Annotated in this window: 21 protein-coding genes; 15 read left to right on the top strand and 6 right to left on the bottom strand. The window is 66.7% G+C overall.

What is annotated here, in order from left to right:
* The first annotated feature begins 1 nt into the window (after position 1).
* The 3 genes from ftsR to RCH21_RS10985 all read left to right on the top strand — a co-directional run bounded on the left by ftsR (position 2) and on the right by RCH21_RS10985 (position 2,098).
* The gene (ftsR, locus tag RCH21_RS10995; protein WP_326964396.1) at positions 2-751 is read left to right on the top strand and encodes a transcriptional regulator FtsR; all 750 of its coding nucleotides are present in this window, start codon (positions 2-4) and stop codon (positions 749-751) included.
* Positions 752-762: 11 nt separating this feature from the next.
* On the top strand, positions 763-1,266 hold the full coding sequence (locus tag RCH21_RS10990) for a bifunctional nuclease family protein (protein ID WP_326964395.1): 504 nt from the start codon (positions 763-765) through the stop codon (positions 1,264-1,266).
* Positions 1,267-1,510: 244 nt separating this feature from the next.
* Positions 1,511-2,098, top strand: coding sequence for a MerR family transcriptional regulator (locus RCH21_RS10985; RefSeq protein WP_326964394.1), 588 nt, complete (start codon positions 1,511-1,513; stop codon positions 2,096-2,098).
* A gap of 106 nt (positions 2,099-2,204) precedes the next feature.
* Here RCH21_RS10985 and RCH21_RS10980 read toward each other — a convergent pair whose 3' ends face one another.
* On the bottom strand, positions 2,205-3,029 hold the full coding sequence (locus RCH21_RS10980) for a ParA family protein (protein ID WP_326964393.1): 825 nt from the start codon (positions 3,027-3,029) through the stop codon (positions 2,205-2,207).
* Between the two features lie 225 nt (positions 3,030-3,254).
* Between RCH21_RS10980 and RCH21_RS10975 the strand changes: the two genes are divergently transcribed.
* From RCH21_RS10975 to RCH21_RS10965, 3 genes are all read left to right on the top strand, one after another.
* Positions 3,255-6,713 (top strand): pyruvate carboxylase, encoded by a 3,459-nt coding sequence (locus RCH21_RS10975; protein WP_326964392.1) that lies wholly within the window; start codon positions 3,255-3,257, stop codon positions 6,711-6,713.
* Between the two features lie 147 nt (positions 6,714-6,860).
* Complete coding sequence (locus RCH21_RS10970) at positions 6,861-8,213, top strand: MinD/ParA family ATP-binding protein (protein WP_326964391.1); 1,353 nt, start codon at positions 6,861-6,863, stop codon at positions 8,211-8,213.
* 20 nt (positions 8,214-8,233) lie between these two features.
* Positions 8,234-9,637 (top strand): mycothione reductase, encoded by a 1,404-nt coding sequence (locus tag RCH21_RS10965; RefSeq protein WP_326964390.1) that lies wholly within the window; start codon positions 8,234-8,236, stop codon positions 9,635-9,637.
* 44 nt (positions 9,638-9,681) lie between these two features.
* Here RCH21_RS10965 and RCH21_RS10960 read toward each other — a convergent pair whose 3' ends face one another.
* Complete coding sequence (locus tag RCH21_RS10960) at positions 9,682-11,490, bottom strand: AMP-dependent synthetase/ligase (RefSeq protein ID WP_326964389.1); 1,809 nt, start codon at positions 11,488-11,490, stop codon at positions 9,682-9,684.
* A 135-nt stretch (positions 11,491-11,625) separates the two neighbouring features.
* Here RCH21_RS10960 and RCH21_RS10955 point away from each other — a divergent pair, with 135 nt between their 5' ends.
* Complete coding sequence (locus tag RCH21_RS10955) at positions 11,626-12,714, top strand: ROK family glucokinase (protein ID WP_326964388.1); 1,089 nt, start codon at positions 11,626-11,628, stop codon at positions 12,712-12,714.
* Positions 12,715-12,788: 74 nt separating this feature from the next.
* On the opposite strand, the gene RCH21_RS10950 is transcribed toward RCH21_RS10955, so the two are convergent.
* Positions 12,789-13,349, bottom strand: a complete 561-nt coding sequence (locus tag RCH21_RS10950; protein WP_326964387.1) for a hypothetical protein — start codon at positions 13,347-13,349, stop codon at positions 12,789-12,791.
* A 255-nt stretch (positions 13,350-13,604) separates the two neighbouring features.
* Between RCH21_RS10950 and RCH21_RS10945 the strand changes: the two genes are divergently transcribed.
* Together RCH21_RS10945 and RCH21_RS10940 are read left to right on the top strand one after the other, a co-directional pair.
* Positions 13,605-14,483 (top strand): lysophospholipid acyltransferase family protein, encoded by an 879-nt coding sequence (locus tag RCH21_RS10945; protein WP_326964386.1) that lies wholly within the window; start codon positions 13,605-13,607, stop codon positions 14,481-14,483.
* Between the two features lie 95 nt (positions 14,484-14,578).
* Entirely contained in the window at positions 14,579-15,961 is a 1,383-nt protein-coding gene (locus tag RCH21_RS10940) for a class II 3-deoxy-7-phosphoheptulonate synthase (RefSeq protein ID WP_120149226.1), read from the top strand.
* Positions 15,962-15,970: 9 nt separating this feature from the next.
* On the opposite strand, the gene RCH21_RS10935 is transcribed toward RCH21_RS10940, so the two are convergent.
* Both RCH21_RS10935 and RCH21_RS10930 read right to left on the bottom strand, forming a co-directional pair.
* A complete protein-coding gene (locus RCH21_RS10935) occupies positions 15,971-18,319 on the bottom strand; it encodes a Stk1 family PASTA domain-containing Ser/Thr kinase (protein ID WP_326964385.1) in 2,349 nt (782 codons plus the stop codon).
* Positions 18,320-18,420: 101 nt separating this feature from the next.
* Positions 18,421-19,995: a LysM peptidoglycan-binding domain-containing protein gene (locus RCH21_RS10930; protein WP_326964384.1), complete on the bottom strand. Its 1,575-nt coding sequence runs from the start codon at positions 19,993-19,995 to the stop codon at positions 18,421-18,423.
* A 326-nt stretch (positions 19,996-20,321) separates the two neighbouring features.
* Between RCH21_RS10930 and RCH21_RS10925 the strand changes: the two genes are divergently transcribed.
* On the top strand, positions 20,322-20,675 hold the full coding sequence (locus tag RCH21_RS10925; RefSeq protein ID WP_120149223.1) for an Rv2175c family DNA-binding protein: 354 nt from the start codon (positions 20,322-20,324) through the stop codon (positions 20,673-20,675).
* 102 nt (positions 20,676-20,777) lie between these two features.
* Here the strand turns inward: RCH21_RS10925 and RCH21_RS10920 are convergent, their stop codons facing one another.
* Entirely contained in the window at positions 20,778-21,899 is a 1,122-nt protein-coding gene (locus RCH21_RS10920) for a polyprenyl synthetase family protein (RefSeq protein WP_326964383.1), read from the bottom strand.
* Positions 21,900-22,028: 129 nt separating this feature from the next.
* On the opposite strand from RCH21_RS10920, the gene dinB reads away from it, so the two are divergent.
* From dinB to RCH21_RS10895, 5 genes are all read left to right on the top strand, one after another.
* Positions 22,029-23,288, top strand: coding sequence for a DNA polymerase IV (gene dinB / locus RCH21_RS10915; RefSeq protein ID WP_326964382.1), 1,260 nt, complete (start codon positions 22,029-22,031; stop codon positions 23,286-23,288).
* Positions 23,289-23,620: 332 nt separating this feature from the next.
* Entirely contained in the window at positions 23,621-23,998 is a 378-nt protein-coding gene (locus tag RCH21_RS10910; RefSeq protein ID WP_120149221.1) for a DUF3040 domain-containing protein, read from the top strand.
* A gap of 345 nt (positions 23,999-24,343) precedes the next feature.
* Entirely contained in the window at positions 24,344-24,775 is a 432-nt protein-coding gene (gene mraZ, locus RCH21_RS10905) for a division/cell wall cluster transcriptional repressor MraZ (RefSeq protein ID WP_120149220.1), read from the top strand.
* Positions 24,776-25,001: 226 nt separating this feature from the next.
* A complete protein-coding gene (rsmH, locus tag RCH21_RS10900; RefSeq protein WP_326964381.1) occupies positions 25,002-26,003 on the top strand; it encodes a 16S rRNA (cytosine(1402)-N(4))-methyltransferase RsmH in 1,002 nt (333 codons plus the stop codon).
* Entirely contained in the window at positions 26,000-26,686 is a 687-nt protein-coding gene (locus RCH21_RS10895; protein ID WP_326964380.1) for a hypothetical protein, read from the top strand. The genes rsmH and RCH21_RS10895 overlap by 4 nt, the downstream gene beginning before the upstream one ends.
* Positions 26,687-26,750: the final 64 nt, after the last annotated feature.

The raw sequence follows: 26,750 nt of genomic DNA, 5'->3' as shown, positions 1-26,750 counted from the left end.
CATGCCTGTCTCCCAACCCGCTCCCCGGCCGGCCGGTCTCCTCTCCGGTCATTCCGGTGCCGGTGTCCTGACCATCGGTGAGTTGCTGCGCGAATTGTCCGGGGAGTTCCCTCAGGTCACAGCGTCGAAGATCCGCTTCCTGGAGGAAAAGGGCCTCATCTCCCCGCAAAGGACGCGCGCCGGATACCGGAAGTACACAGCGCACGACGTCGAGCGCCTGCGCTTCGTGCTCGCTCTCCAGCGCGACCAGTATCTTCCCCTCAAGGTCATCAAGGATTACGTCGACGCCATCGATCGCGGTGAGCGACCGGACTCGCTCCCCGGCGGCATGACGCTCTCGCCGCGGGTCGTCTCCGACCAGCTGTCGAGGGAACTGAGCGCGCATGCCCGTCGACTCACCGCCGAGACGCTGGCCGCCGAGGCCGGAGCACCGCGCCGCTTCGTCGACGACCTAGTGAGCTTCGGACTCATCGCTGCCGTCGACAACCGGTTCGACGAGCACGCCCTCAAGATCACCAGAGCCTGTGTCCAGCTCGAGAGCCACGGTATCGAACCCCGTCACCTGAGGCCGTTCCGCGCAGCCGCCGACCGCGAACTGGGTCTTGTCGAGCGCGTCGTGGCACCCCTGGCTTCCCGGAAGGACGTCGCGTCCAAGGCTCGGGCCGCTGAGACTGCGCGTGAGATCAGTGAACTCTGCCTGGGCCTGCACAGCGCCCTCGTACATAGCCATATAGCCCGCATGGACAGTTAGGCGGCGTCCCCGTGATCGAAGTAGAAGTGGTGGGCGTACGGATCGAACTGCCCTCGAACCAGCCGTTGGTCCTCCTACGCGAATCGTCGGGAGAGCGGCACCTACCGATCTGGATCGGCGCCCCGGAGGCCAGTGCCATCGCCTTCGTGCAGCAGGGAATAGTACCGCCACGACCCATGACGCATGACCTGCTGGTCGACGTCGTCGCTGCTGTGGGCAAGGTCATCAGTGAGGTACGGATCACCTCGGTCGAGGACACCGTGTACCATGCGCAACTCGTGTTCAGTGATGGTGTGACCGTCAGTTCCCGCGCCTCGGACGCTCTGGCCATTGCGCTGCGTGTCCCGTGTCCCATCTACTGCGCCGACGACGTGATGGCAGTGGCCGGCGTCGAGATTGCCGACGCTGATGCCGATGACGCAGAAGACGGCGACACGGAGGAGACGGCCGAGAAGGAGGTCCTCCAGTTCAGGGAGTTCCTCGCCGATGTCGAGCCCGAGGACTTCGAGCGCTAGGCGGAGTTGCGGACACCCATGGGTTCTTCTTCCGGAGTTCCCGGGCGCCGGCTTCGTGTTGGCGGCGAGCCTTCGCCGACACGCCGATTCTTGGGATGCAGCCTCTTTGACCTCGGCCCTTCCGCGATCTAACGTCGAACCATACAGTTCCCATCATGTGTGGGGGACTCGAGGCGCACGTGAGTGCATGTCCTGAGGTTCCTCCCAGAGCATCTTTCCCGGGGACGCTACGAGGAGGCAACACGTGAGTCCGAAGGGTGACGCCGGCAAGGCAAGCAGCCCGGCAGGCGCTGGTGTGCCGGCGAGCGCCCAGGGCTTACTGTTCACGGAAGATCTCCCCGTCCTCGATGAGGATGCCGGCTACCGCGGCCCCACAGCCTGCAAGGCCGCGGGCATCACCTACCGTCAGCTCGACTACTGGGCCCGCACAGGGCTCGTGGAGCCGGCTGTGCGCAGTGCCTCCGGGTCCGGTACGCAGCGGCTCTACGGATTTCGCGACATCCTCGTCCTCAAGGTCGTCAAGCGACTGCTCGACACCGGCGTCTCCCTCCAGCAGATCCGCACTGCTGTTGAGCACCTGCGTGAGCGCGGCGTCGAGGACCTTGCGCAGATCACTCTCATGAGCGACGGCGCCAGTGTGTACGAGTGCACCTCCGCCGACGAGGTCATAGACCTCGTGCAGGGCGGCCAGGGAGTGTTCGGCATCGCAGTGGGGCGTGTCTGGCGTGAAGTGGAAGGCAGCCTCGCGGCCCTCCCGAGCGAACATGCACTGGAACAGGATTTCCCGGGCGACGAGCTCAGCAAGCGCCGGGCCACCCGCAAGATCAGCTAACGCTACCAGCGGCCCGGGCGATTCCTCACCGGGCAGGAGCGATCTCGACAACGTGTGCCGTTACCTCATCGAAGCACTTGATGAGGGCGGCATGGTCGTATGTGGGTCAGCGTCGAGCGCCGCGGCTCCGCATCCTTCCGGAATCCATGACACCTCTCAGCAGCTCATCGAAGTAGCCCGCTGCCTGCCGGGCGGATTCTCCCGGCCAGTGATGCACCGAGTGGGCTGCGCCCTGGATCTGCTGCCAGTTCGCCTGCTCCGGAATGGTTGGACTGAGGAGGAGGTCTCCGAACATCTGCTTCATCTCTCCGAGCCGGAATGCGTGCTCGTGGGAGGTCGCGCGAACGCGGTTCGCGACGATGCCCGCAGTGTGCAGGTCAGGGGCGAACTCACGGCGGAAGAGTTCGAGGGCACGCATCGTTCGTTCCGTGCCTGCTACCGAGAAGAGGGCGGGCTCGGCCACGAGGACCACCTTGTTGCTCGCGGTCCACGCGATGCGGGTGAGTCCGTTCAGTGAGGGCGGGCAATCGATGAGGACGAGGCTGTAGCCCTTGACCCGCGACAGGAGCGTGGTCAGTCGTCGTTGATCACGTCGACCGAGATCCGGCCGGTCGTAGATGCCGGAGTACGCCGACCCCATGGCCACATCGAGCGTCGATGTCGAAGGACCCGACAGCTTCGCGGCGGTCGCCACCCAGCCGGCAGGGACGGTGTTGGCTCCCAGATCGCCGCGCCGCGCGTCCTTGAGGAGGCGCCCGACGTCGATCTGGTCCGACGGTCTGACGCCGAGCCCGGTGGTCACATCAGCGTGAGGATCGAGGTCGACGACGAGGGTGGGGATGCCCGCTGCCAGCGCGGCCGAAGCCAGCCCCAGAGTGACCGACGTCTTGCCCACGCCGCCTTTGAGACTGCTGATGCTCACTACCTGCACGTGTTGAACCCATACCTGTCTGTGACCGCCGCCGGAGCAGGCGGATGTCCGATTGATCCCCGACCAATCATAGGGGAGAAGCGCCCGGACTCCCGGGACGGCGCTGCCGTGCTCGTCGTGATGGAGGGCGGAGAAGCACAGCGACCTGCGCAGAGGACTCCGGCCGGCCGCCGGGTAGGATCATGCCAGCGTGAAGGACCCAACCGGCAAGGATGCAGGAGTGCGATGTTCTCGAAGATTCTGGTAGCTAACCGCGGCGAGATCGCGATTCGGGCTTTTCGGGCTTGTCATGAGGTGGGAGCGAAGACTGTTGCGGTGTTCCCTCATGAGGACCGGAACTCGATCCACCGGCAAAAAGCCGACGAGGCGTACCTGATCGGTGAGGAGGGACACCCGGTCCGGGCGTATCTGGATATCGAGGAGATCATCCGGGTCGCGGTGGAGTCGGGGTGTGACGCCATTTATCCGGGGTATGGGTTCCTGTCGGAGAACCCCGGGCTGGCGAGGGCTGCGGCCGAGGCGGGCATCACATTCGTGGGCCCGCCGGCGGACGTGCTGGAGCTGGCGGGTAACAAGGTGTTGGCCCTCGACGCTGCAAGGGCCGCGGGTATCCCGGTGTTGGGCTCGTCGCGGCCCAGCGCCGACGTCGAGGAACTGATCGCTGCGGCGGACGAGATCGGTTTCCCGGTGTTCGCGAAGGCTGTTGCCGGTGGTGGTGGCCGTGGGATGCGCCGGGTCGAAACCCGCGAGGCGCTCCCGGAGGCGCTGGAGGCGGCGATGCGGGAGGCGGAGTCCGCGTTCGGGGATCCGACGATGTTCCTGGAGCAGGCGGTGTTGCGGCCTAGGCATATCGAGGTGCAGATCCTCGCGGACGCCGAAGGCAATGTGATGCATCTGTTCGAGCGGGATTGTTCGCTGCAGCGCCGCCACCAGAAAGTCATCGAGATCGCTCCCGCGCCGAACCTGGATGAAGGGATTCGGCAGGCCCTGCATCGGGACGCGGTGAAGTTCGCGACGGCCCTGGGCTATGTGAATGCCGGGACAGTGGAGTTCCTGGTGGACACGGTGGGTGAGCGGGCCGGTCAGCACGTGTTCATCGAGATGAACCCGCGCATCCAGGTCGAGCACACCGTCACCGAGGAAGTCACGGACGTCGACCTCGTCCAGTCGCAGCTGCGGATCGCCGCCGGGGAGACGCTGGCCGATCTGGGACTGAGCCAGGACACGGTGTACCTGCGGGGTGCTGCCCTGCAGTCCCGGATCACCACGGAGGACCCGGCGAACGGATTCCGTCCCGACGTCGGACGGATTTCCGCCTACCGGTCCGCGGGTGGAGCGGGGGTGCGCCTGGATGGCGGGACCGTGTACGCGGGGGCGGAGATCAGTCCGCACTTCGATTCGATGCTGGTCAAGCTCACCTGCCGGGGCCGCGACTACCCGACTGCGGTGACGCGTGCCCGGCGCGCGTTGGCCGAGTTCCGGGTCCGTGGGGTCTCGACGAACATCTCCTTTTTGCAGGCGGTCCTGGATGATCCGGACTTCATCGCCGGGAACGTGGCCACCTCCTTCATCGACGAACGCCCCGAACTGCTCACCGCCCGGGTTCCCGCCGATCGCGGGACGAAGCTGCTCACTTGGCTCGCCGACGTCACGGTGAACCAACCCAATGGTGCCCGGCCGGCGCACCTGGACCCACGGGAGAAACTCCCGGCCCTGCCCGAAGACCAGGCGGACCGGGATGCCGGGCGGGATGCTCGGCGCGATGCTGGGCGGGAGGCCCCGCCGCTTCAGGCAGGTAGCCGGCAGCGGTTGCTGGAGTTGGGTCCGGAGGGTTTCGCGCGGGCCTTGCGGGAACAGACCGCGGTCGCGGTGACGGATACGACATTCCGGGACGCGCACCAGTCTCTGCTGGCGACACGGGTGCGGACCCGCGATCTTGCCGCGGCCGGTGCGAGTGTCTCTGCCCTGACTCCCGGCCTGCTGTCGGTGGAGGCCTGGGGTGGTGCGACGTACGACGTCGCGCTGCGGTTCCTGGGTGAGGACCCGTGGGAGCGCCTGGACGTGCTGCGGCGGGAGGTGCCGAACATCTGCCTGCAGATGCTGCTGCGCGGCCGGAACACCGTCGGCTACACCCCCTACCCCGAGGCCGTCACGACGGCGTTCGTCAAGGAGGCCGCAGCGTCGGGCATCGACATGTTCCGGATCTTCGACGCCCTGAACGACGTGTCGCAGATGGAACCGGCGATCCGCGCGGTCCGGGCCACAGGGACCGCGGTCGCAGAGGTAGCGCTGTGTTACACCTCGGACATGCTGGATCCTGCCGAGAAGCTCTACACCCTGGACTACTACCTGGATCTTGCCCAGCGGATCGTGGATGCCGGCGCGCACATCCTGGCCATCAAGGACATGGCGGGGCTCCTGCGCCCCGCCGCGGCGGCGAAGCTCGTGACCGCCTTGCGGGAACGCTTCGATCTGCCGGTGCACCTGCACACCCATGACACCGCCGGCGGGCAGCTCGCCACCCTGCTGGCGGCCGCCGACGCCGGCGTCGACGCTGTCGACGTCGCCAGCGCAGCCCTGGCCGGAACGACCAGCCAGCCCTCGGCGTCGGCTTTGGTCGCCGCCCTGGCCCACACACCCCGGGACACAGGCCTGGACCTCGGCAGCGTGTGCGCGCTGGAACCCTACTGGGAGGCTGTGCGGCGCATGTACGCCCCGTTCGAGTCCGGGCTCCCCGGACCCACGGGCCGGGTCTACCGGCACGAGATCCCGGGAGGCCAGCTCTCCAACCTCAAGCAGCAGGCCATCGCCCTGGGGTTGGGGGAGCGGTTCGAGGCCATCGAGGACATGTACACCGCGGCCGACAGGATCCTGGGTCGGCTGGTGAAAGTCACACCGTCCTCGAAGGTCGTCGGGGATCTTGCCCTGGCCCTTGTGGGCGCCAATGCCAACCCGAAAGAGTTCGAGGACAACCCGCAGGACTACGACATCCCCGACTCGGTCATCGGGTTCCTCAACGGAGACCTCGGCAACCCGCCCGGTGGCTGGCCCGAGCCCTTCCGCACCAAGGCCCTCCAGGGCAGGGAACTCAAACCCCGCAACGCCGAACTGTCCGCCGATGACGAGAAGAAGCTCGCAGGAACCCCGAAGGAGCGCAGGACGGCACTGAATACCCTGCTGTTCGCCGGACCCACCAAGGATTTCCAGGGTATCCGCGACACCTACGGCGACGTCTCCGTGCTGGGGACCGCGGACTACCTCTACGGACTGCAGCCGGGCACCGAGCACGTCATGGAACTCGAAAAAGGCGTCCGGCTCATCGCCACCCTCGAAGCCGTCGGCGAACCCGACGAGAAGGGTATGCGGACCGTGATGTGCACCCTCAACGGGCAGATGAGACCCGTGAGCGTGCGCGACCGCAGCGTCGACAGCGACGTCAAGGCCGCCGAGAAAGCAGACCCCGGAACCCCCGGCCACATCGCCGCGCCCTTCGCCGGATCCGTCACCATCAACCGCACAGAGGGAGACACCGTCACCGCCGGAGACACCATCGCCACCATCGAAGCCATGAAAATGGAAGCCAACATCACCACACCCATCAACGGAACCATCCAACGCCTCGCCTTCACCGGCACCGCACCAGCCCAGGGCGGAGACCTCCTCCTCGTCATCGCACCGTCCTGATAGCTCCTTGCGCCACGGCCTGCCCGCGCTCCCTCAGCACGTGATCCTGTGTAACTGCGGGCAGGCTACAGTGAAGCGCTGGAAAGATCAGTACGGCGGATTCGCGCACGACGGCGGAGTCGCCAACCCGACGATCTGTGAGGAACCATGGCAAGCGACACGACCGACCCCTCGACAGCCGGAACCGGCGGCACCGCGCCGGGTGCTGACGCGACGATCCCGGATCGAACGCAAGGCGTCCCGATCGTGCCCGGTGTCCCGCTTCTCCCCGGGCAGGGCCGTATCAAAGACGCCGACGCTGACGCCGACGCCGACGGCGACAGCGACCGGAGCGGTGGCGCTGCCACCTCGGCCAGTGCTGCCAAGGAAGGCGCCGCACTTCGTCCCAGCGCGAGCCCGGCTACTGCGGGCCTCACCGAAGCGGCTGAAGCTACCGGTTGGACGCCGTCGGGTTCAGGGAGCGGGAGGACGTCGCCCACCGAAGCAGATTCGAACGGCGGAGGCCTACCGGGCACTGCCGGTTCGACAGCTGGAGCCGCCGCCGAGCGCACGAGTCGACGCGACAGGGAACTCGGACCCGAGCCGGCGTCGGCACTCACCGCCGGCCGACTGCTGGTCGGCGTAGACCGGCCGCCCGTTTCGGGCTGGCGGCGCTGGTTGTACACGGCCACCTTCGGACGCGTGAACGTCGGTGACTCGGACGCCGTCCGCGTCCAGCGGGCCCTTGAGCACCGCATCTCCGCCCGGCTCGGCGGACGGACGCGGTACGTCCCGGTGCTCTCCCGCAAGGGTGGTGTCGGCAAGACGACCGTCACCACTCTCCTCGGTATGGTCCTCGCCGACGTCCGCGAGGACCGCATCATCGCCATGGACGCCAACCCGGACCGGGGCACGCTGTCGGACAGGTCCCCGGGTCGCGCGGACCACACCGCGCGGCAGTTGGTGCGGAACCGCTACACGATCGACTCGTTCGCCCAGCTCGCCGGGTACGTCACGCGCGACGGCTCCCGGCTTCATGTGCTCGCCTCCGACACGGATCCGGCAGTGGCCCAGGCCTTCGACGATTCCGACTACCGCGCGGTGACGGACCTGCTCAGTCGCTACTACTCGATAGTGCTGACCGACTGCGGGACAGGCATGGTCCATTCCGTCATGAAGGGAACGCTCGAGAAGGCGGACTCGGTGGTGTTGGTGTCGGGTGGAAGCATCGACGAAGCGAGACTGGCCTCCGAAACACTCAGCTGGCTCGAGGCCCACGGTCGGCAGGACCTCGTGGCCAAGGCCATCGTGGTGATCAACCTGTCCTCGGGCAACGGCACTCAGGTGAACATCTCGCAGATCGAGCAGCACTTCCGATCGCGGGTGAAGACGGTTGTCCGCATCCCCTACGACCGGCACCTGGCGGAAGGTTCGTGCGTGGACCTGAGCAGGCTCAATCCGGCGACACGGCGGGCAGTGACCGAATTGGCGGCGCTCGTCGTCGACCAGTTGGGTGCCTGACCCGCGGCTAGACTTCGGAGGTGACCCACTACGACCTCGCAATCATCGGTTCCGGCTCCGGAAACACGCTCATCTCGCCGGAGTGGGATGACCGGACAGTCGTCCTCGTCGAGGGTGGGACTTTCGGAGGCACGTGCCTGAACGTCGGCTGCATCCCCACGAAGATGTATGTCTATCCGGCGGAACTCGCGTCCGCCCCTACCGCCTCAGCGCGCCTCGGCGTCGACCTGTCCTTCGAGGGGGTGCGCTGGACCGACATCAGGGACCGCATCTTCACCCGGATCGACGCCATCGCGGGAGGTGGCAGGACCTATCGGGCCGACGAGCTGCAGAACGTGACGCTCATCGAGGAGTACGTCCGGCTGACCGGGGAGAGATCCTTCGAGACAGCCTCGGGCGAGACCGTGACAGCGGATCAACTGGTGATCGCGACGGGATCCCGTGCCATCCTGCCGGATATCCCCGGAATTTCCCTGCCCCAGGTGCATACCTCGGATACCGTCATGCGCCTCGACGAGCTGCCCAAGCGGCTGCTCATCATCGGCGGCGGTTATGTCGCCGCGGAGTTCGCGCACGTCTTCTCCTCCTTCGGTACCGAGGTGACCGTAGCCGTGCGTTCCGGCGGTATGCTGCGTCACCTCGACGACACCGTATCGGAGGCCTTCACGCAGCAGGCCCAGCAGCAGTGGGATCTTCGCCTCCTCACCGATGTGACGAGCCTGGCAGCCACGGCCGACGGCAGCGTCACCGCGCGCCTCAACGGACCGGATGGCGTCGTGGAGCTCGAGGCCGACGTCGTGCTCGTCGCCGTCGGCCGCACGCCCAATACCGATACCCTCGGCGCCGCAGAGGTGGGCCTCGACCTGCACGACGACGGTCGCCTCGTCGTCGACGACTATCAGCGCGTCCTGCGGAACGGCGAGCCCGTCGATGGCCTGTGGTCGCTCGGTGATGTGAGCAGCGACTACCAGCTGAAGCACGTGGCGAATCATGAGGCGAAGATCGTCGCTCACAATCTGCTGCATCCCGGATCCCTGCGGGCGAGCGACCACCGTTTCGTGCCCGCAGCGGTGTTCTCCCATCCGCAGGTCGCCTCCGTCGGTATGACGGAGGAGGAGGCACTGACGCATGCGGATGCCACGGGTACCACGATCGTCACGGCCGTTCAGCACTACGGCTCGACGGCGTACGGCTGGGCCATGGAGGACACCACGGGCTTCGCGAAGATCATCGCGGACCAGTCCACCGGACGCATCCTCGGCGCTCACGTCCTGGGCCACGAGGCGTCGATGATCATCCAGCCGGTCATTCAGGCCATGTCGTTCGGACTCGACGCCAAGACCATGGCTCGCGGGCAGTACTGGATCCACCCGGCGCTCACCGAGGTCATCGAGAATGCGCTGCTCAGCCTGAAGACGGAATGACGCAGCCCTCCTCGCCGACGTTGCGGGGAGGAAGGCTGCGTTTGCTAGACCTTGGTGGCGGAGTAGATGGATTCGACGACGTCCGAGTAGTCCTTGAGGACCTGCGCGCGCTTGATCTTGAGGGACGGGGTCAGGTGACCCGACGTCTCGGTGAAGTCGATCGGGACGATCCGGAAGACCTTGATGGCTTCGGCCCGGGACACGGTGGTGTTGGCAGTATCCACGAGCTCCTGGATCTCCGCGAGGACCAACGGATGCTCCGCGGCCTCCGACATGGTGGTGCCGGCGGGAAGCTGGTGCCGCTCGAGCCAGCCCGGGAGCGCTTCCTCGTCAAGGGTGACGAGCGCCGAGATGAAGGGACGCTGGTCACCGACGACGACGCACTGGGACACCAGGGCGTTGGCGCGGATGGCGTCCTCGAGCAGCGCGGGGATGACGTTCTTCCCGCTGGCCGTCACGATGATCTCCTTCTTGCGTCCCGTGATGCGCAGGAAGCCGTCCTCGTCGAGCTCACCGATATCGCCTGTCCGGAACCAGCCGTCCACGAAGGCCTCCTCGGTGAGCTCGGGACGGTTGAAGTAGCCCTTCATCACGCAGACGCCCTTCGCGAGGATCTCGCCGTCGTCGGCGATCTTGACCGCGTTACCCGGGAGTGGAGCGCCTACCGTGCCGATCTTGATCTTCTTCGGGGTGTTCACGGTGATGGGCGCAGTCGTCTCGGTCAGGCCGTAGCCCTCCAGGACCATCAGGCCGATGCCGTGGAAGAAGTGGCCGAGCCGGTCCCCGAGCGGCGCGCCTCCCGAGACCGCGTGCTGGACGCGTCCACCCATGGCTGTGCGGATCTTGCCGTAGAGCAGCCTGTCGAAGATGGCGTGCTTGACCTTCAGGCCCAGTGGAATCTTGCCGGCCTGCTCGGCCTTGGACCAGGCGATGGCGACGTCGGCGCCGGCGTGGAAGATCTTGCCCTTGCCGCCGTCCTCGGCCTTGAGCATGGAGTTGTTGTACACCTTCTCGAACACGCGGGGCACGGCGAGGATGAAGGTGGGCTTGTAGCTCTGCAGATCCGGCAGGAGGTTCTTGACGTCGGGGGTGTGGGCCACGGTGGCGCCGGCCGCGACGCAGAGCACGGAGATGAACCGCGCGAAGACGTGGGCCAGGGGAAGGAACATGATGGTCTGGCCTCCCTCGCGGGCTACCTCCGGCAGCGCGGCTGCCCCGTTCTCGGACAGTTCGACGAAGTTCCCGTGCGTCAGCTCGCAGCCCTTGGGCTTGCCCGTGGTGCCTGAGGTGTAGATGATCGTCGCGACGTCGTCGAGCCCGGCGTAGGCGCGGCGGTCGGCAACCGTCCGGTCCTCGGTACCCGCACCGGCGGTGCGCAGGGTGTCGAGGCCGTTGCCGTCGAACTGCCAGACGTGCTGCAGGGACTCGATGCCCTCGAGTGCTACGGCTTCGCGGACAACATTCTCGTGGCGGGCGGACTCGACGAAAGCACCGACGGCTCCGGAGTCACTGAGGATCCAGGCGACCTGCGCGGGCGAGGACGTTTCGTAGATGGGGACGGACACGGCGCCGGCAAACCAGATGGCGAAATCGGCCAGGGACCACTCGTACCGCGTGCGCGCCATGATGGCCACACGGTCGCTGGGCTGGACTCCCGAACTGATCAGGCCCTTCGCGATGTCCTCGACCTGGCGGCGGAACTCGGTGGCCGGGATGTCCTCCCACTCACCGGACTCTCGCTTGACGGCGAACAGCGCGGGATTGGATGGCTTGGCCGCCTGCCGGATCACCAGATCCGTGATGTTGGTCTGGCGGGGAACGTCCACGAGGACGGGAACGCTGATGTCGCGCACGATAGCTCCTTTGGGATCGACCTCGACCGTGAGGTCGCTTCAGCCTATAGGTTCAGCTGCCCGAATCTCCGTCCAGTAATGTACAGATCGGTAACGCGGCGCCGAGCGCGGTCCGCGAGGACGAGGAAGGACCGCATGGCGACCACCACCGAACCGGGTGGAACGAGGCCCCGCCGGTTACGCAGCGAGGCAGGTATCGCGTGGCGCGCCAACGGGCCGTTGTCACAGCGGGCGGCCCGGACCTCCTTTCCCAATCCCGCCCGGCGAGGACTCTCGGTCGGCGTCGACATCGGCGGCACCAAAGTGGCTGCAGGCGTGGTCGATGTGCACGGAAGGATCCTCGCCGAAGCTCGGAGGGCGACGCCGGGACAGGATCCCAGGGCCGTCGAAGCGGTCATCACCGAGCTCGTCCGGGAGCTCTCGGCCGAGTATCGCATCCGCTCGGTCGGTATCGGTGCTGCCGGATGGATGGACCTGTCGAACAGTACGGTTCTCTTCTCGCCCCACCTCGCCTGGCGTAACGAGCCGCTGAGGCGGAATCTCGAAAAACTGCTGCGCCGACGCGTGACGGTGGTCAATGACGCCGACGCCGCAGCCTGGGCCGAGTGGCGTTTCGGCGCGGGGCGCGGGGAGTCACGCCTGGTCTGCGTCACCCTCGGTACGGGCATCGGCGGCGCCATGATCATGGGGGGCCGCGTGGAGCGCGGGCGGCACGGCGTCGCAGGCGAGTTCGGGCACCAGATCATCGTGCCGCAGGGTCACCGGTGCGAGTGCGGCAACCGCGGCTGCTGGGAACAGTACGCGTCGGGTAACGCTCTCGGGCGTGAGGCGCGCGAGCTCGCCGCAGCGAATTCGCCCGTCGCCAAGGCCATCATCGACGCCGCTCCCAAGGACGGCACCGCTATCACGGGCGCGCTCGTCACAAGGCTGGCCATGGAGGGGGATGCGGCGTCGCGCGAGCTAGTCGACGACGTCGGTCAGTGGCTCGGGCTCGGACTGGCCAATCTGGCCGCGGCACTCGACCCGGGGACCTTCATCATCGGCGGTGGGCTCAGTGCCGCCGGCGAACTCCTGCTGGATCCGGCTCGAAGGGCTTTCGGCAGGAACCTGACGGGTCGGGGCTTCAGGCCGGCTGCGCGGATCGAGCGCGCCGCTCTCGGCCCCGAGGCCGGGCTCATCGGCGCTGCCGACCTGTCGCGACTACTCTCCCGCAGCGGAACCTGAGGCCCCAGACGGTCGTCCGTCCTGCCGCTGCGTCAGGATCGCCCGCCCCGTGAGCCGTCCGGGACAGGGAGGCGTCACACTTCGGCGCCGTCGTCCCCGATATCCCGGTGCTTCGGCAGTTTCGTCACGAGGAAGCCGACGCCCGCCAGGAACAGGGCGACTACTCCGAGCGTGGCTGCCAGGGGAGCGTCGCGCCAGAACATGGCGAACAGGAGGAGCAGGATCGGTCCGCCGGCCGCCCCGATCCAGGCAAGGACCGTCAGGGGATCGCCCGAGCCGAGCGGAGGCGGCTCGTCAGGCGTGAAGCCGCTGTCCTCCTCCTCGGGCTCCACTGGTGCGTCGTAATCCCGCGGACCGGCCGAGCTGAAGGGTTGGTTGCGGAAGATGGCCTCTGCCCGCTCCCGATCGGTCAGGCCGTCGCCGTCCGTGCTGCTGCGGGTTCCGTGGGCGTCCGTCCTGTGTGCGCCGCGACCGTCCGGGTGAGTTCCTGCGGCACCGGCGGGGGGAAAGTCGTGCTCCCGTCGGGGGGCGTCGGGGGACCCAGGATCGACGCCGGTACCCTCCAGCCGGGCCACAAGGTCCTGCCATACGGCGTCATCGGTCGATTCGTTCGGTTCCTGACCTCGGGGGCCCATACTTTGCTACCTGCTGTCGCGTGCTGCGCCTGGGCTCGAGGACATCGGGCCGGCATCCTGGTGATCGGAGGGCGTGCTGGTTCAATCGTGGACACCGACCGGCGCTACGTCAACCGGTCTGTTCTACCCGCTCGCCGGTTCCCTTACCATCGAACGCCGAGCGTCCGTCGGCACCAAACCCTTAGAGTAGGCTTCCACAGGAAAAAGCGGGTGGCATGCAACGTGCCGCACCGTCCATGCAGGGAGGCTGGCAGCGTGTTCTATTGGGTCATGAAACGGATCATCGTCGGTCCGATCCTGAACCTCCTCTTCCGGCCCTGGGTCAAGGGACTCGACAACATCCCCTCCTCCGGTCCTGCGGTAATCGTCAGTAACCACCTGTCCTTCTCCGACTCGATCTTCCTGCCGATCGTCGTGCCTCGGCCCGTCGTCTTCCTCGCGAAGTCCGAGTACTTCACAGGGAAGGGCTTCAAGGGCAGGCTTACCGCGATGTTCTTCCGCCTCTCGAACCAACTGCCCATGGACCGTTCGGGCGGGGCGGCGTCGTCGTCCTCGTTGACGGCCGGCATGGACATCCTCAATGAGGGCGGCGTCCTGGGAATCTATCCCGAAGGTACCCGCAGCCCGGACGGGCGCCTGTACCGGGGAAAGACAGGTGTTGCCAAGCTCGTGCTTGCCACCGGCGTCCCGGTGATTCCCGTGGCGATGATCGGAACCGACAAGGTCCAGCCCATCGGCCGGCGCATCCCCAACATCAGGCGGGTGGGCATCATCATCGGTGAGCCGCTCGACTTCAGCCGTTACGAGGGACTGGAGGACGACCGATTCGTCCAGCGGTCCGTCACGGACGAGATCATGTACGAACTGATGCGCCTGTCGGGGCAGGAATACGTGGACGCGTACGCCAGCACGGTCAAGGAGCGCCTCGCTGCCGAGAAGCTAGCAGGGCGGAAGACCCCGAAGCCGGGAGCCGACACGCGCCGTGCCGCGGTGCGCATCTCGACGGACAGCAACGCTCCGGCGCCCGGAGCCGTCACCGAGATTGGCAGGGCGAACTCCTCCGACGAGCAGCCCCCGGTGACGGATGACGCCGCGGTGGACAAGGGCAAGAACGCCGGACCCCAGGCGGGCTAGGCGGACAGGTGGAGGCGCCGGCCTCTGTGACACATCGCTACGCGGCGATGACGGGGCGAATCGGGGCATGTCCCCCCAGCACGTAGAATTCGGGTGTGACTGATTTCCTGACTCCTGTCCTTCCGCGTTCGACGGAATCCGCCTCATCGACCACCGCCGGCCTCGATGCCTGGCGCTCGATGACCGCGGTGCAGCAGCCCACATGGCAGGATCCGGGTGTGTATTCGGCGTCGGTCAAGGAACTCTCGAGTCTTCCGCCACTCGTTTTCGCCGGCGAGGTGGATGTGCTCCGCGAGCGCCTCGCGGCCGCGGCTCAGGGCAAGGCCTTCCTCCTGCAGGGCGGTGACTGCGCGGAGACCTTCGACGGCGCCACCGCCGACAGGATCAGCGCCAGGGTCCGCACGATCCTGCAGATGGCCGTCGTCCTGACCTATGGCGCATCACTGCCCGTCATCAAGATGGGCCGTATGGCGGGCCAGTTCGCCAAGCCGAGGTCCTCCAACGACGAGACGCGCGACGGCGTGACGCTCCCGGCGTACCGCGGTGACATGGTCAACGGGTACGACTTCACCCCGGAGAGCCGCGGGCACGATGCTTCACGCATGGTGAAGGCCTACCACACCTCGGCTTCGACCCTGAATCTCATCCGCGCCTTCACCCAGGGTGGGTTCGCGGACCTCCGACTGGTCCACCACTGGAACAAGGGTTTCATGGCCAACCCGGCGCACTCGCGCTACGAGTCCTTGGCCCGGGAGATCGACCGCGCCGTGCGTTTCATGGACGCATGCGGCGCCGACTTCGAGGCCCTGAAGCGCGTTGAGTTCTTCGCGAGCCATGAGGCTCTGCTGCTGGACTACGAGCGTGCGCTGACCCGGATCGATTCACGTACCTCGCTGCCCTATGACACGTCCGCCCACTTCCTCTGGATCGGGGAGCGGACGCGCGAGATCGACGGGGCGCACGTGGACTTCCTGTCGCGTGTCAGGAACCCGATCGGCGTAAAGCTCGGTCCGTCCACATCGGCCGACGACGCCCTCGCGCTGATCGACAAGCTCGATCCGAACCGCGAACCGGGACGCCTGACCTTCATCACCCGCATGGGGGCCACGAACATCCGCGAGAAACTGCCGAAGCTCGTCGAGCGCGTGACGGCCTCCGGCGCTCAGGTCCTGTGGGTCACCGATCCCATGCACGGGAATACGGTGACGTCTCCCAACGGGTACAAGACCCGTAACTTCGACGACGTCATCGACGAGGTACGCGGGTTCTTCGAGGTCCACAATGCGCTGGGTACCTTCCCGGGCGGCATGCACGTGGAGATGACCGGCGACGACGTCGCCGAGTGCCTCGGCGGAGCCGACCCCATCGACCAGGACGCGTTCCTGGAGCGCTATGAGTCGGTGTGCGACCCACGCCTGAACCACATGCAGTCACTCGAGATGGCGTTCCTCGTCGCGGGCGCTCTCTCCAAGAGCTGACCGGATCATCTACGTGACGGTGATGCGTACCGTCGTCCCTTCGGGCTGATCGCCAGTCGGGCTCTGTCCGGCCACGAGGCCGAGGACAGCGCTGCCGAAGGTGTAGTCGACCTGCACCATGAAACCGGCCGCTTCCAGGGCAGCGACGGCCCGGTCCTCGGGCAGTGAGAAGACGTTGGGCACCTTCACCGAGCGCGGTCCCCGGGACAGTGTCAGCGTGACCGGTGTACCCCGCTGCACCTCGACGGCCGTCGGAGCCTGGCTGATGACAGAGCCCGCCGGAACGGTCCTGCTGTACTCCTTGACCTCGGCGACCACGGCCTCCAGGCCCGCCTGCTCGAGAGCGGACACCGCTTCCTGCTCGGTGAGTCCGGCGACGTCGGGAACGGCGATCGGTGCCGGCCCGAGTGACACGACGACGTCCACCGTGGAATCGCGGCGCCGTTCGGCGCCCTTCTCGGGTGTCTGGCGGAAGACGTCTCCTGCAGTCACCTCCTCGTTGTACTCCTCCTCCACGCCTCCGAGAGCGAGCCCGGCCGAACCGAGTTCGACGGCGGCCTCGACCGCCGTCCTGCCGAGGAGGTCAGGGACGTCGAAGAGTTCGGGTCCCTTGGACACGATGAGTTCGACCGGCTCGAACCGACGGACCTCGGACGACGCGACCGGATCGGTCGCAATCACGAGTCCCGCAAGGACCTGCTCGTTGAAGACCTCCTCCGTGGTGAGGGACGCGAGGCCCTGCTCGTCAAGCGCTGCGCGCGCTTGCTCGAGCGGCACGTCGGCGACATCGGGAAGGGACACGACTCCCGCAGGTCCCGCACCGAAGAACCAGCTCGCAATGGCGACGAGCGCTGCCAGCATGATCAGCAGGGCGACGAGTACGCGCACCCAGCGGCGTGCCGCTCGGCCGTGGAGGGACTTCTGCGGGCGCTGCGCCTGACGGGACTGCTGCCGTTTGGACAGGGGGCGTGCCGTGCTCCCCGCGGTGCGCGCGCCGGCCGGCCGCTCGCCGCCATCGCGTCCGGTGTTGTCACGCCCGGCCTCGGGTGCGTCCTGTTCGGTGTGCCCGTCGTACCAGCCGACGTCGCCGTCGGTCCAGGAGGCGCTTTCGTGGCTCCCGGGGTGTCCGATTCTCATGGTGTCGGTCGGCGGGGAGACAGCCTGGCTGGAGGCTGCTGCCGCAGGCGTACCGTGCGGCCGGCCGAAGGACGGCGGAGCCGCGGGCATGGTTCCGATCACGCGCGTCGCGTTGTGGTCCCTTCCGATCACGCTGGTGGAGTTGTCGTCCTGCATCGTCCGTGGGAAGGCCTCCGTGGCTCCGCCCGGCGCCGGGGCTTCCACGCGTGCGTCGTCGGCGAACCCTGTGCGCGGCAGTGCCTCCGTGCGGTAGCCGTCGTGGTCGGGTTCATCGACGGAGATGCGCGGGACGACGGCGGAGGTGAGGGTGTTCTGGACCGGGCGGGGTCCGGGCGCATCCGCGGGAGCGAAATCCAGTTCCTCATCGGTCAGGACGGCACTGATGTGCCGGAGTTCGCCGAGCAGCGCCGCTCCGTTGACGGGCCGATCCTCAGGATCCCGGGACGTGCACCACTGGACGAGTTCATCGATGTCCTCGGGTAATCCCGGCAGGAGGACGGAGGGTGCGGGTACATCGGACTGGGCGTGCTGGATAGCGACTTGGATGGGCGTCTCGCCGGTGAAGGGCTGCTTGCCGGTCAGGAGTTCGAAGAGCATGACGCCCGTCGAGTAGATATCGCTCTGTGCCTCGGCGGGTTTGCCGAGGACGAGCTCGGGGGAGAGGTAGGCGACCGTGCCGACGAGGGTGGCCGTACCGGTGGTTGCCGAGACTGCCCGCGCAAGGCCGAAATCGGCGATCTTCACCTGCCCGGTATCCGACAGGAGCACATTCTCGGGCTTCACGTCACGGTGGACGAGGCCGGCGTCATGTGCGGCCGCGAGCCCTTCGACGACGGCGTCGAGGAGCACCAGGGCATGGCGCGGAGTGAGCCGGCCGTGTTCGCGAAGCAGGTCCCGAAGGGTACGGCCCTGCACGAATTCCATGACGAGGTAGGCCACGGCCTGCCCGTTGATCTCGTCGACCCCCTGATCGAGGACACCCACGACGTGGGGGTGGGACAGGCGGGCCGCCGACTTCGCTTCCTGCTCGAAGCGGTCGATGAAGCCGGGTTGGTCGGCGAGGTGCGGGTAGAGGACCTTGAGCGCAACCCGACGATCCAGCCGACGGTCGGTGGCGAGGTACACCGTGGACATGCCCCCGCGGGCCAACCGCGACTGGACGACGTAGCGTCCGTCGACAGTCGCGCCCTCGAGGGGGTCCTTCCGTTGTTGGTGCACCATCCGATACTAAACGGGCGCAGCAGGAGGGGGCGGGACCACCACGCGATCCCGCCCCCTCCTCGGCCTTGCTCCGGGAGTTCTGCGCGAACTCCGGTCCGGACCTACCGGAAGTTCTTCTGGTGGGACTTGATCGCGGCGACGTACTGCTTGGTGTCCTCGTACATGCCCCGGGACTGCACCGAGTACTGCCCCTGGTAATAGGAGGCGATTGCAATATCCAGCGACGGGCTCGTGCGAACGAGCGAGCGGATGATCGCGACACCGGCCGTAGCGTTGTCGTGAGGATCCATGAGGTTGAGCTTGCGACCTACGAGGTCGCTTGCCCACTGGCCGGACGAGGGGATGACCTGCATGGTGCCGATGGCGTTCGCAGGAGACACCGACCGCTGGTTGAAGCCGGACTCCTGGTAGGCGAAGGCGAGTGCGAGGCTGGGATCGACGCCCATGGAGCGCGCCGTGTCGGCAACGATCTGCTTCATCTCAGCCTGCGACGGCGCGGGCAGGGAGTTCAGCAGCGCCTTGTTGGCGTTGGCGTCCGCCACCACCCTGTCCGGATATGTGTAGCCGAGGAACGTCGACGGGACGAGGTCGGTGGCAGTGGGGGCCGGAGCAGGTGCCGGGGTGCCGCTCTTGCCGGGGATCGTGAGCTTCTGCCCGGGGTAGATGACAGTGGACGTCGTCATCTTGTTCGCGCTCAGCAGTGCCGGCAGCGCCACCCCGTTCCGGGAGGCGATGGCACCGAGGGTGTCTCCGCCCTTCACGGTGTAGGAGCCGGACTGGGGGGCCGGCGCCGGGGCGGGCTGGTTCGCCTTCGGCGGGGTGGACTGGGTAGTGACCGACCCTGTCAGCTTCAGCTTCTGGCCCGGGTAGATGATCGACGTCATGGAGAGGCCGTTCGCCTTCAGCAGCGAGTCGAGGCCCACTCCGTTCCGGGAGGCGATGGCACCGAGGGTGTCTCCGCCCTTCACGGTGTAGGAGCCGCCGTCGACCGGTGCGGGTGCGGGCTTGCCCGGAGCCGGGGCGGGAGCAGCCGCGGGAGCCTTGCCTCCGAGGGCGAGCTTCTGGCCCGGGTAGATGATCGAGTTCATCGACAGGTTGTTGCCTGAGAGGAGGCTCTGGAGGCTCACGCCGTTACGGGTAGCGATGGCACCGAGGGTGTCACCAGGCTTCACGACGTAGGTGGATCCGGGCTTCTCGCCGGCTGGAGCCGCGGGTGCGGGCGATGGCTTCCCACCGGGCGCGGTGCCGGTCAGCTTGATCTTCCGGCCCGGGTAGATGATCGTCCGTGCGTCCATGCTGTTGAGGGTGAGGACGGCGTTCGTGGCCAGCCCGTACCTCTTGGCGATCGCACCGATGGTGTCCCCGGGCTTGATGGTGTACTCGCTCGGAATCGTCTGCGTCACAACCGCGATCTTCTGCGCGGGTACCTGTACGGCGACCAGAGCGGCCGGCACGATTGCCCTCGAGGGAAGAGTGATTGCCGTTCCGCCGAGGTGGTGGGCGGTCGAAGCGACCTGAGCGGGCGCTGCCGCTGCCGGTTGGGCGAGGGCCACGGAAGAGAGGATCACCGCGGGCAGCGCGGCAGTGGTGACGGCGATGTTCAAGCGGCGCGGGCTCGCGCCGACGGCCTTCTTGCGGGCGCCGTGCAGCGGTGCGTTCGATCGCTGGGCAGTCATGTTTCGTTCCTCGTCTGTTGGCGGCTGAGTCCGCGCGGACGCATGAGCCCGGTGGAGAACTTCCTGTCCGGGCACATGCACGTGCTGATGCTGTTGTGTCACGTGTTGTTAGTGTTGCTTGTGTGACTCCTGTGAACTTACACGATAAAGGCTTTAGCACAAGTGGTCCCGAAAGCGCGGAAGGCTCCGCTGCGGCGTGTCGTCCTCTGTCGGCCTGCGTGTCGCCAGGACGGCGAGCGGTAAAGGATGTACGTCCGGCGAGTATGGGTCGGTGATGGCGTCGACCCGAGTAGAGGTGGGGAGTGTGGGCGTGGCACCCTTGAACGGTGAATGAACTAGAACTCCTCGTCCCGTCCTGGCTGAACCTTCCCGATGTGGCCAGGGCACTCGACCTCCCGATCACGAGAGTGCACTCGCTCATCAGCGAGAAGTCTCTCGTCAGCGTGCGGATCGGTGATCGGAACATCCGCAGCGTCCCCGCCGAGTTCCTGGTGGAAGGTGCCGTCCTCGACAGCCTGAAGGGCACCATCGTCGTCCTGGCCGATTCGGGCTACGGGGACGAGGACATCATCCGGTGGCTCTACACAGAGGATGAGTCGCTGCCGGGTCGTCCGATCGACGCCCTGCGCGAGGGCCGGAAGACCGAGATCCGGCGTCGTGCCCAGGCAGCCGCCTGGTAGCAGTTCCCGGGTTGCCCTGCCCCTGGCGGGTGTTCGTCCTGATCGCCGACCGCGAGTCGCCGACGTGATCGCCGACCGAGGCTCGCCGACGGCCGGGATCGATCAGGCGCTCCTGGTCACCGCCGCTTCGGCGAGGAGGCGGAGGGCCTCCATCGAGACCGCGTCGATGTCGAGCTCTTCGAGCGCTCTGAAGGCCTGCTCCGACTTCGAAGCGATGAGTTGCTCGGTATGGGCCAGCGCTCCGCTCGCGATGATGAGTCCGCGCAGGGTGTGGACGGAAGCCGCGTCGAGGGAGGTATCTCCCAGCATCCCGTTGATCCTTGCCCGGGCATCGGTCCCGCTGGATCCAAGGGCCCGTGCGATGAGGAAGGTGCGCTTGCCCTCCCGGAGATCGTCGCCTGCAGGCTTCCCCGTCACGTCCGGGTCCCCGAAGACGCCGAGTACGTCATCGCGAAGCTGAAATGCCTCGCCCAGGGGGAGCGCGAACGCGGAATAGGCCGACAGCAGTGCCTCGTCGGCGCCGGCGAGCGCGCCCCCGAGCATCAGTGGACGTTCCATCGAGTACTTGGCGGACTTGAACCGCAGAATGTTCAGCGCCCTTTCCTCGGCTACCTCCGGCGTCTGGTCCGGCCCGACCGCCTCCTCGAGGAGATCGAGGTACTGTCCCGCCATCACCTCGGTGCGCATCCGGTTGAAGATGATCCGGGCAGCACCGCCCGCTTCGGAGGAGCACGACGACGTGAAGAGCTCCTCGCTGAAGGCAAGGCAGAGGTCTCCCGCAAGGATTGCGGCCGACACACCGAAACGCTCGGGATCCAGATGCCAACCCGCATCCGTATGACTGGCCGTGAACTGCCGGTGCACGCTCGGACGCCCGCGCCTGGTGTCCGAGCGGTCGATGATGTCGTCGTGGATCAGGGCGGCGGCCTGGAAGAACTCGAGTGCCGTCCCGGCCGTGACGGGTGCGGACGCCCCTGCTGATCCTCCCGCGGCCCGCCACCCCCAGTAGCACAGGAGCGCACGCATCCTCTTGCCGCCTCCGGTCAGCGTTGCGATGCTCGAGATGAGGGGCAACGATTCCTCGGAGATGGCGGCCAACACGTCCCGCTGCTCGGCCAGGAAGCCGTCGATGGTGCGCGTCAGGGAACCGCGGAAAAGATCCTGCTCAGCGGTGACATCGTGAGCGGGGCTGCCCTGGTAGGGGGTGGCAGGTGCGGACAGCATGGATCTCCCGGGCAGGTCGGCTGGTCTGGAGCTTCCACTCTATCTGTCGGTCCCGTCGCTCCCGAAGGCCTTGAGGGCGTTCGCCGTACGGGACGGTGGCTTGTCAGTAGTACTGCGTACGATGTGTGCGTGGTGAAGGACGAGGGGCAGAAGCCGACCGAGTACGCGGAGTGTCACATCCTCCATATCGACATGGATGCTTTCTTCGTCGCCGTCGAGCTGCTCGACCATCCGCACCTGCACGGGGTACCCGTCGTCGTCGGCTCGCCCTCCGGGCGATCAGTCGTCCTGTCGGCCTCCTACGAGGCCCGGGCTTTCGGCGTCCGCTCGGCCATGCCCATGTCGGTTGCGATGCGCCAATGCCCTACAGCCGTGATCCTGCCGCCACATCACCAGAGGTACTCGGAGGTATCCAGCCAGGTGATGCGCATCTTCCGCTCCGTCACTCCACATGTGGAGCAACTGAGCGTCGACGAGGCCTTCCTCGACGTTGCCGGTTCCATGCGTCGGCTGGGCGGCCCGCGCGAGATCGGCGAGCAGGTGCGGGCGGAGATCCTGTCCACTCTCGGCATCACCGCGAGCGTCGGCGCTGCGACGACGAAGTTCGTCGCCAAGATCGCCTCGACAAGGGCCAAACCGGACGGGCTCCTGCTCATCCCTGGTGATCAGACCGTCGCCTACCTGCATACCCTTCCCGTGTCCGCCCTGTGGGGCGTGGGAGCGAAAACCCAGGAGGTCCTCGCCCGAATAGGCATCCGCACCGTGGAGGACGTCGCGCACACACCGGTGTCCGCGCTGAGGCAGTTGCTCGGCAGCTCCGGGGAGCACGTCCACCAGCTGGCGTGGGGCAGGGATCCGCGACGTGTCGTGGTCTCGCGGGCGGAGAAGAGCATCGGCGCGGAGGAGACGTTCTCGAGGGACGTCGAGGATTCCGACGTCCTGCGGCGGGAGCTGTTGAGACTCGCGCATCGAACGGCGACAAGGCTCCGCGCCTCCGGTAACCGCGCCGGGGGAGTCGCGCTGAAACTCCGGTACGCGGACTTCTCGACCCTGACGCGGTCGAAGAAGCTCGATGAGCCGGTAGACAGCGCCAACGCACTGTACGCGGCTGCGACTGCCCTGCTTGCTGCCCTGGGCGATAGACCTATGGCAGTTCGACTGATCGGCCTGCGTGCGGAAGCCCTCGAGAGCGGCGGGGACGGATCCACCCAACTGACGATCGATCGTCGGGACGACAACTGGAGGCTTGCCGAGCGCGTCCTCGATGATGTGAACAGGAAGTTCGGTGGTGCAGGCGTCATGCCTGCGGGCCTCCTCACCCCGAAGCGGAACGACGACCCGCGCAGCGGACACTCCGGAGGATCATCCTCGTCCCCTGGTGGCGTGTAGCCGGACAGCTACGAAGGAGGCGCTCGACCCGGGCCATCCGGAGTGCCCGGAACGGGCTCCGGAGGACCACCGCGGGGCGCCCGGGATCCGCGCCCTTGAGCGGTATAAGGGTCGCAGGGCCTCCAACGGAAGCCCCCGTGGAATCCGCATTGTGACTTTGCGCCCACCCCGTAGCAAACTAGTCTTTAACGAGGCAGCCCAGCTGTCGTCAAGTACACATTTCCGTCGTCCGGAGCCCGCAGTTCCAGGCCCCTCCGCCGGGAACCTGGTCAGCGTCCGGGACGTTGGTTGGTTGGTTGAGGAACGTTGGTACCCACATCAAGGAGGCGGTCATGGCACTCTCGGAACACGAGCAGAGGTTGCTTGATCAGCTTGAACAGCAGTTGCACGCCGACGATCCCAAGTTTGCGCATTCGATGGCTTCTGACACGCGGAAGTCGATGTCGACCAGGCGTCTTGTCATCGGTTCGCTCATCACGATCGCCGGCATCCTCGTCCTGCTTGCAGGCATCGTCTATCAGAACATCTTCATCGGAGTGGCAGGCTTCCTGATCATGGGTGGAGGAGTGTACTTCGCCACCACCAAGTCGAAGCAGGTCGATGGGGGTGAGACGGCCGGTAGGCCGTCGAAGACACCGACCGGCGGTAAGGGTGGTTTCATGACCAGCCTCGAGGACAAGTGGGACGAGCGGAAGCGCGACCAGAGCTGATTCCCGTAACCACCGCCCACATAAACAGGAAAGACCCGCTACGGCGGGTCTTTCCTGTTTAACCGTGATCTTCAGTGGAATGAGCGGACGCGAACTCCTCCTTCTACTCGTTCTCCCCGCCGTTCGTCCTCCCTCCCCGCAACTCCCCTCCACTTAGCTCCCCGCACGTCCGGATCCGCTTGTCTTGGCGCTTTCAGCGGTTATCGATCCCGATCAGGGGAGCGGTTAGGAGGGCGCGCCGCGCCCCGGTTGCGTTGACCGGGGAGAGTTGTGGAGTAAAGTGGGGAACATAGGAGCAAGGCAGCAACAAGCTGGGCTTGGCGGACTCAGAACAGGCGGTCAGGGATGTTCCTCGGAACTCATACTCCCCGCCTCGACGAGAAGGGCAGGCTCATCCTTCCAGCGAAGTTCCGGGAGGAACTGAGCGAGGGGCTGGTCCTCACAAGGGGCCAGGAACGTTGCATCTACGTCTTCAGCGCGAGTGAGTTCGAAAGGGTTCACGAGCAGATGCGGGCCGCACCGATCTCGTCACGCCAGGCGAGGGACTACAACCGTATCTTCCTGTCCGGAGCCTCCGACGAGGTCCCGGACAAGCAGGGCAGGATCACCATCCCACCGGCGCTGAGGACATACGCAGGGTTGGACCGTGATCTCGCGGTCATCGGAGCGGGTAGTCGTGCGGAGATCTGGGCGGCTGACGCATGGGACTCCTACCTGACAGAGAAGGAGACAGCTTTCTCCGAGACGGACGAGGATGGCTTCCCGGGCATCATCTGATCCGGACTCGATCCAAGCAGTACCAGCACTACCAGCAGCGGACGGAAGACATCTCTTGGATGAGATCTCCAGCCGCCGGATACGGTCCGCACCTGGCTTCACTTCCCCGAAGCCAGGCGAGGACCGTCCGGCCGGATGGGGGTCTGATCCCAGAGAGCGCACCTCCTCCGCCAGCCTGCGAAGTTACAGAGACGATGAACAACGGACTGCAGGAGGGAGGGGACGGATGCGCGATGACCGGCCGACGGGTGAGCGACACGTCCCCGTCCTCCGGGATCGCTGCGTCTCCCTCCTCGTACCATCCGTCCAAGCCGCCGAAGCGGCGGGGCGCCGTGCCGTCGTCGTCGATGCGACGCTGGGCATGGGCGGTCACTCCGAGAGCATGCTGGAGCGTTTTCCCGATACCCATCTCGTCGGTATAGATCGCGACACCGAGGCGTTGGCGCTGGCAGGGGAGCGCCTCGCTCCCTTCGCCGGGCGCACGGATCTGGTCCATGCCGTGTACGACGAGCTACCTGAGGTCCTGGAGGATCTGGGGATCGACGGCGTGGACGGCATCCTCTTCGACCTGGGTGTGTCCTCCCTGCAACTCGACGAGCGCGACCGAGGCTTCGCATACTCCTACGACGCACCCCTCGACATGCGCATGGACACCACTCAGGGCATCACGGCCGCCGAGGTCGTCAACACGTACGCCGAGGCGGACCTCCTCCGCATCATCCGGACGTGGGGCGAGGAGAAGTTCGCCGGCCGGATCGCGACGGCAATCGTCCGGGCCAGGACCGAACGATCTCTCCGAACCACATCCGAGCTCGTCGAGGTCATCCGCGGCGTGGTGCCGGCCGCCGCGGCGCGGACCGGAGGACACCCCGCCAAGAGGACATTCCAGGCCCTGCGGATCGAGGTCAACGAGGAGCTGTCCGTTCTCGAGCGTGCGATCCCGGCCGCCGTCGATTCGATCAGGATCGGCGGTCGCGTGGTCGCAATGTCCTACCACTCCCTCGAGGATCGCATCGTGAAGAGTGCCTTCACGGCCGGCACGAAGTCCTCGGCACCCGTCGGGTTCCCGGTGGAACTCGAAGAGCACAAGGCCTACCTCCGCTCCCTCACGCGCGGCACGGAAGCGCCCACGCCGGCGGAGGTCGAAGAGAACCCCAGGGCGGCCTCGGCCAGACTGCGCGCCGTAGAACGAATCAAAGCAGGACCCATCGACAGGAAGACAACATGAGCCAGACACTGACTGTTGAGAAGCGGCATAGCGCACAGGCGTTCTCCGGGAACGGCGCCCTCGCCGTCGCTCCCAGGCGGCTGAGCGCTCCCTCCCACAACACGCCGGCGGGTACGCTCGCGGGAGTTGCGCAGAAGCCTCGGACGCCGTTGTCCGTCGTGCCCGCGCGGCCCGCACGGCGACGGCTCCCCTTCGCCGTCCTCAGTCTCCTCGTGCTCGGCGCTGCTCTGGCTGCAGTTCTCATGCTCAACATCTCCGTGTCGGGGACGCAGTACGAACTGGTCCAGCTCCGTAACCAGCAGGTGGCACTCAGCCAGCAGAACGAAGCCCTCGTCCTCGAGATCGAGGGCAGGGAAGCACCGCAGAACCTCGCCATGGCCGCGACGAAACTCGGCATGGTGTCCTCCCCGACCTTCGGAACCATTGAGCTAGATTCGAAGAAGGTAACCGGCACGCCCGAACCTGCGAAGGAGGGTCCCAAGCCCGAGGTCCTGATCGCCGCACCGAACCTCGTCACGGAGCAACCGGCACCGGTAGCTGTCGAGGCCCCGCCGGTGGAGGTCGTCGAGGACGCAGCTTCCACGGATGCCGGTTCGCCGGACTATGCAGGGTCGAGCAGTGACACGGGCAGCATGGCGTCGGGCACCATCCCCGGCCCCGAGCAGGCTGGGTCCGACCGCTAGCAGGCGTCACGCCCGCGTTGCCCCCACCCGCTCCTCCCGTACCGCATGTACTGATCGACAAGGA

The organism is Arthrobacter sp. PL16 (assembly GCF_035985055.1).
GTDB classification, from domain to species: domain Bacteria; phylum Actinomycetota; class Actinomycetes; order Actinomycetales; family Micrococcaceae; genus Arthrobacter_D; species Arthrobacter_D cheniae.
Note: the sequence above shows the minus strand (reverse complement) of the source record. Positions and strands in the feature narration are given on the sequence as shown.

Excerpts from the sequence above, each read along its gene's own strand:
- RCH21_RS10910 (WP_120149221.1), top strand. The coding sequence starts at position 23,621 with ATGGCACTCTCGGAACACGAGCAGAGGTTGCTTGATCAGCTTGAACAG.
- RCH21_RS10950 (WP_326964387.1), bottom strand. The coding sequence starts at position 13,349 with ATGGGCCCCCGAGGTCAGGAACCGAACGAATCGACCGATGACGCCGTA.
- RCH21_RS10920 (WP_326964383.1), bottom strand. The coding sequence starts at position 21,899 with ATGCTGTCCGCACCTGCCACCCCCTACCAGGGCAGCCCCGCTCACGAT.
- RCH21_RS10955 (WP_326964388.1), top strand. The coding sequence starts at position 11,626 with ATGGCGACCACCACCGAACCGGGTGGAACGAGGCCCCGCCGGTTACGC.
- rsmH (WP_326964381.1), top strand. The coding sequence starts at position 25,002 with ATGCGCGATGACCGGCCGACGGGTGAGCGACACGTCCCCGTCCTCCGG.
- RCH21_RS10975 (WP_326964392.1), top strand. The coding sequence starts at position 3,255 with ATGTTCTCGAAGATTCTGGTAGCTAACCGCGGCGAGATCGCGATTCGG.
- mraZ (WP_120149220.1), top strand. The coding sequence starts at position 24,344 with ATGTTCCTCGGAACTCATACTCCCCGCCTCGACGAGAAGGGCAGGCTC.
- RCH21_RS10935 (WP_326964385.1), bottom strand. The coding sequence starts at position 18,319 with ATGGTGCACCAACAACGGAAGGACCCCCTCGAGGGCGCGACTGTCGAC.
- RCH21_RS10970 (WP_326964391.1), top strand. The coding sequence starts at position 6,861 with ATGGCAAGCGACACGACCGACCCCTCGACAGCCGGAACCGGCGGCACC.
- RCH21_RS10930 (WP_326964384.1), bottom strand. The coding sequence starts at position 19,995 with ATGACTGCCCAGCGATCGAACGCACCGCTGCACGGCGCCCGCAAGAAG.
- ftsR (WP_326964396.1), top strand. The coding sequence starts at position 2 with ATGCCTGTCTCCCAACCCGCTCCCCGGCCGGCCGGTCTCCTCTCCGGT.
- RCH21_RS10895 (WP_326964380.1), top strand. The coding sequence starts at position 26,000 with ATGAGCCAGACACTGACTGTTGAGAAGCGGCATAGCGCACAGGCGTTC.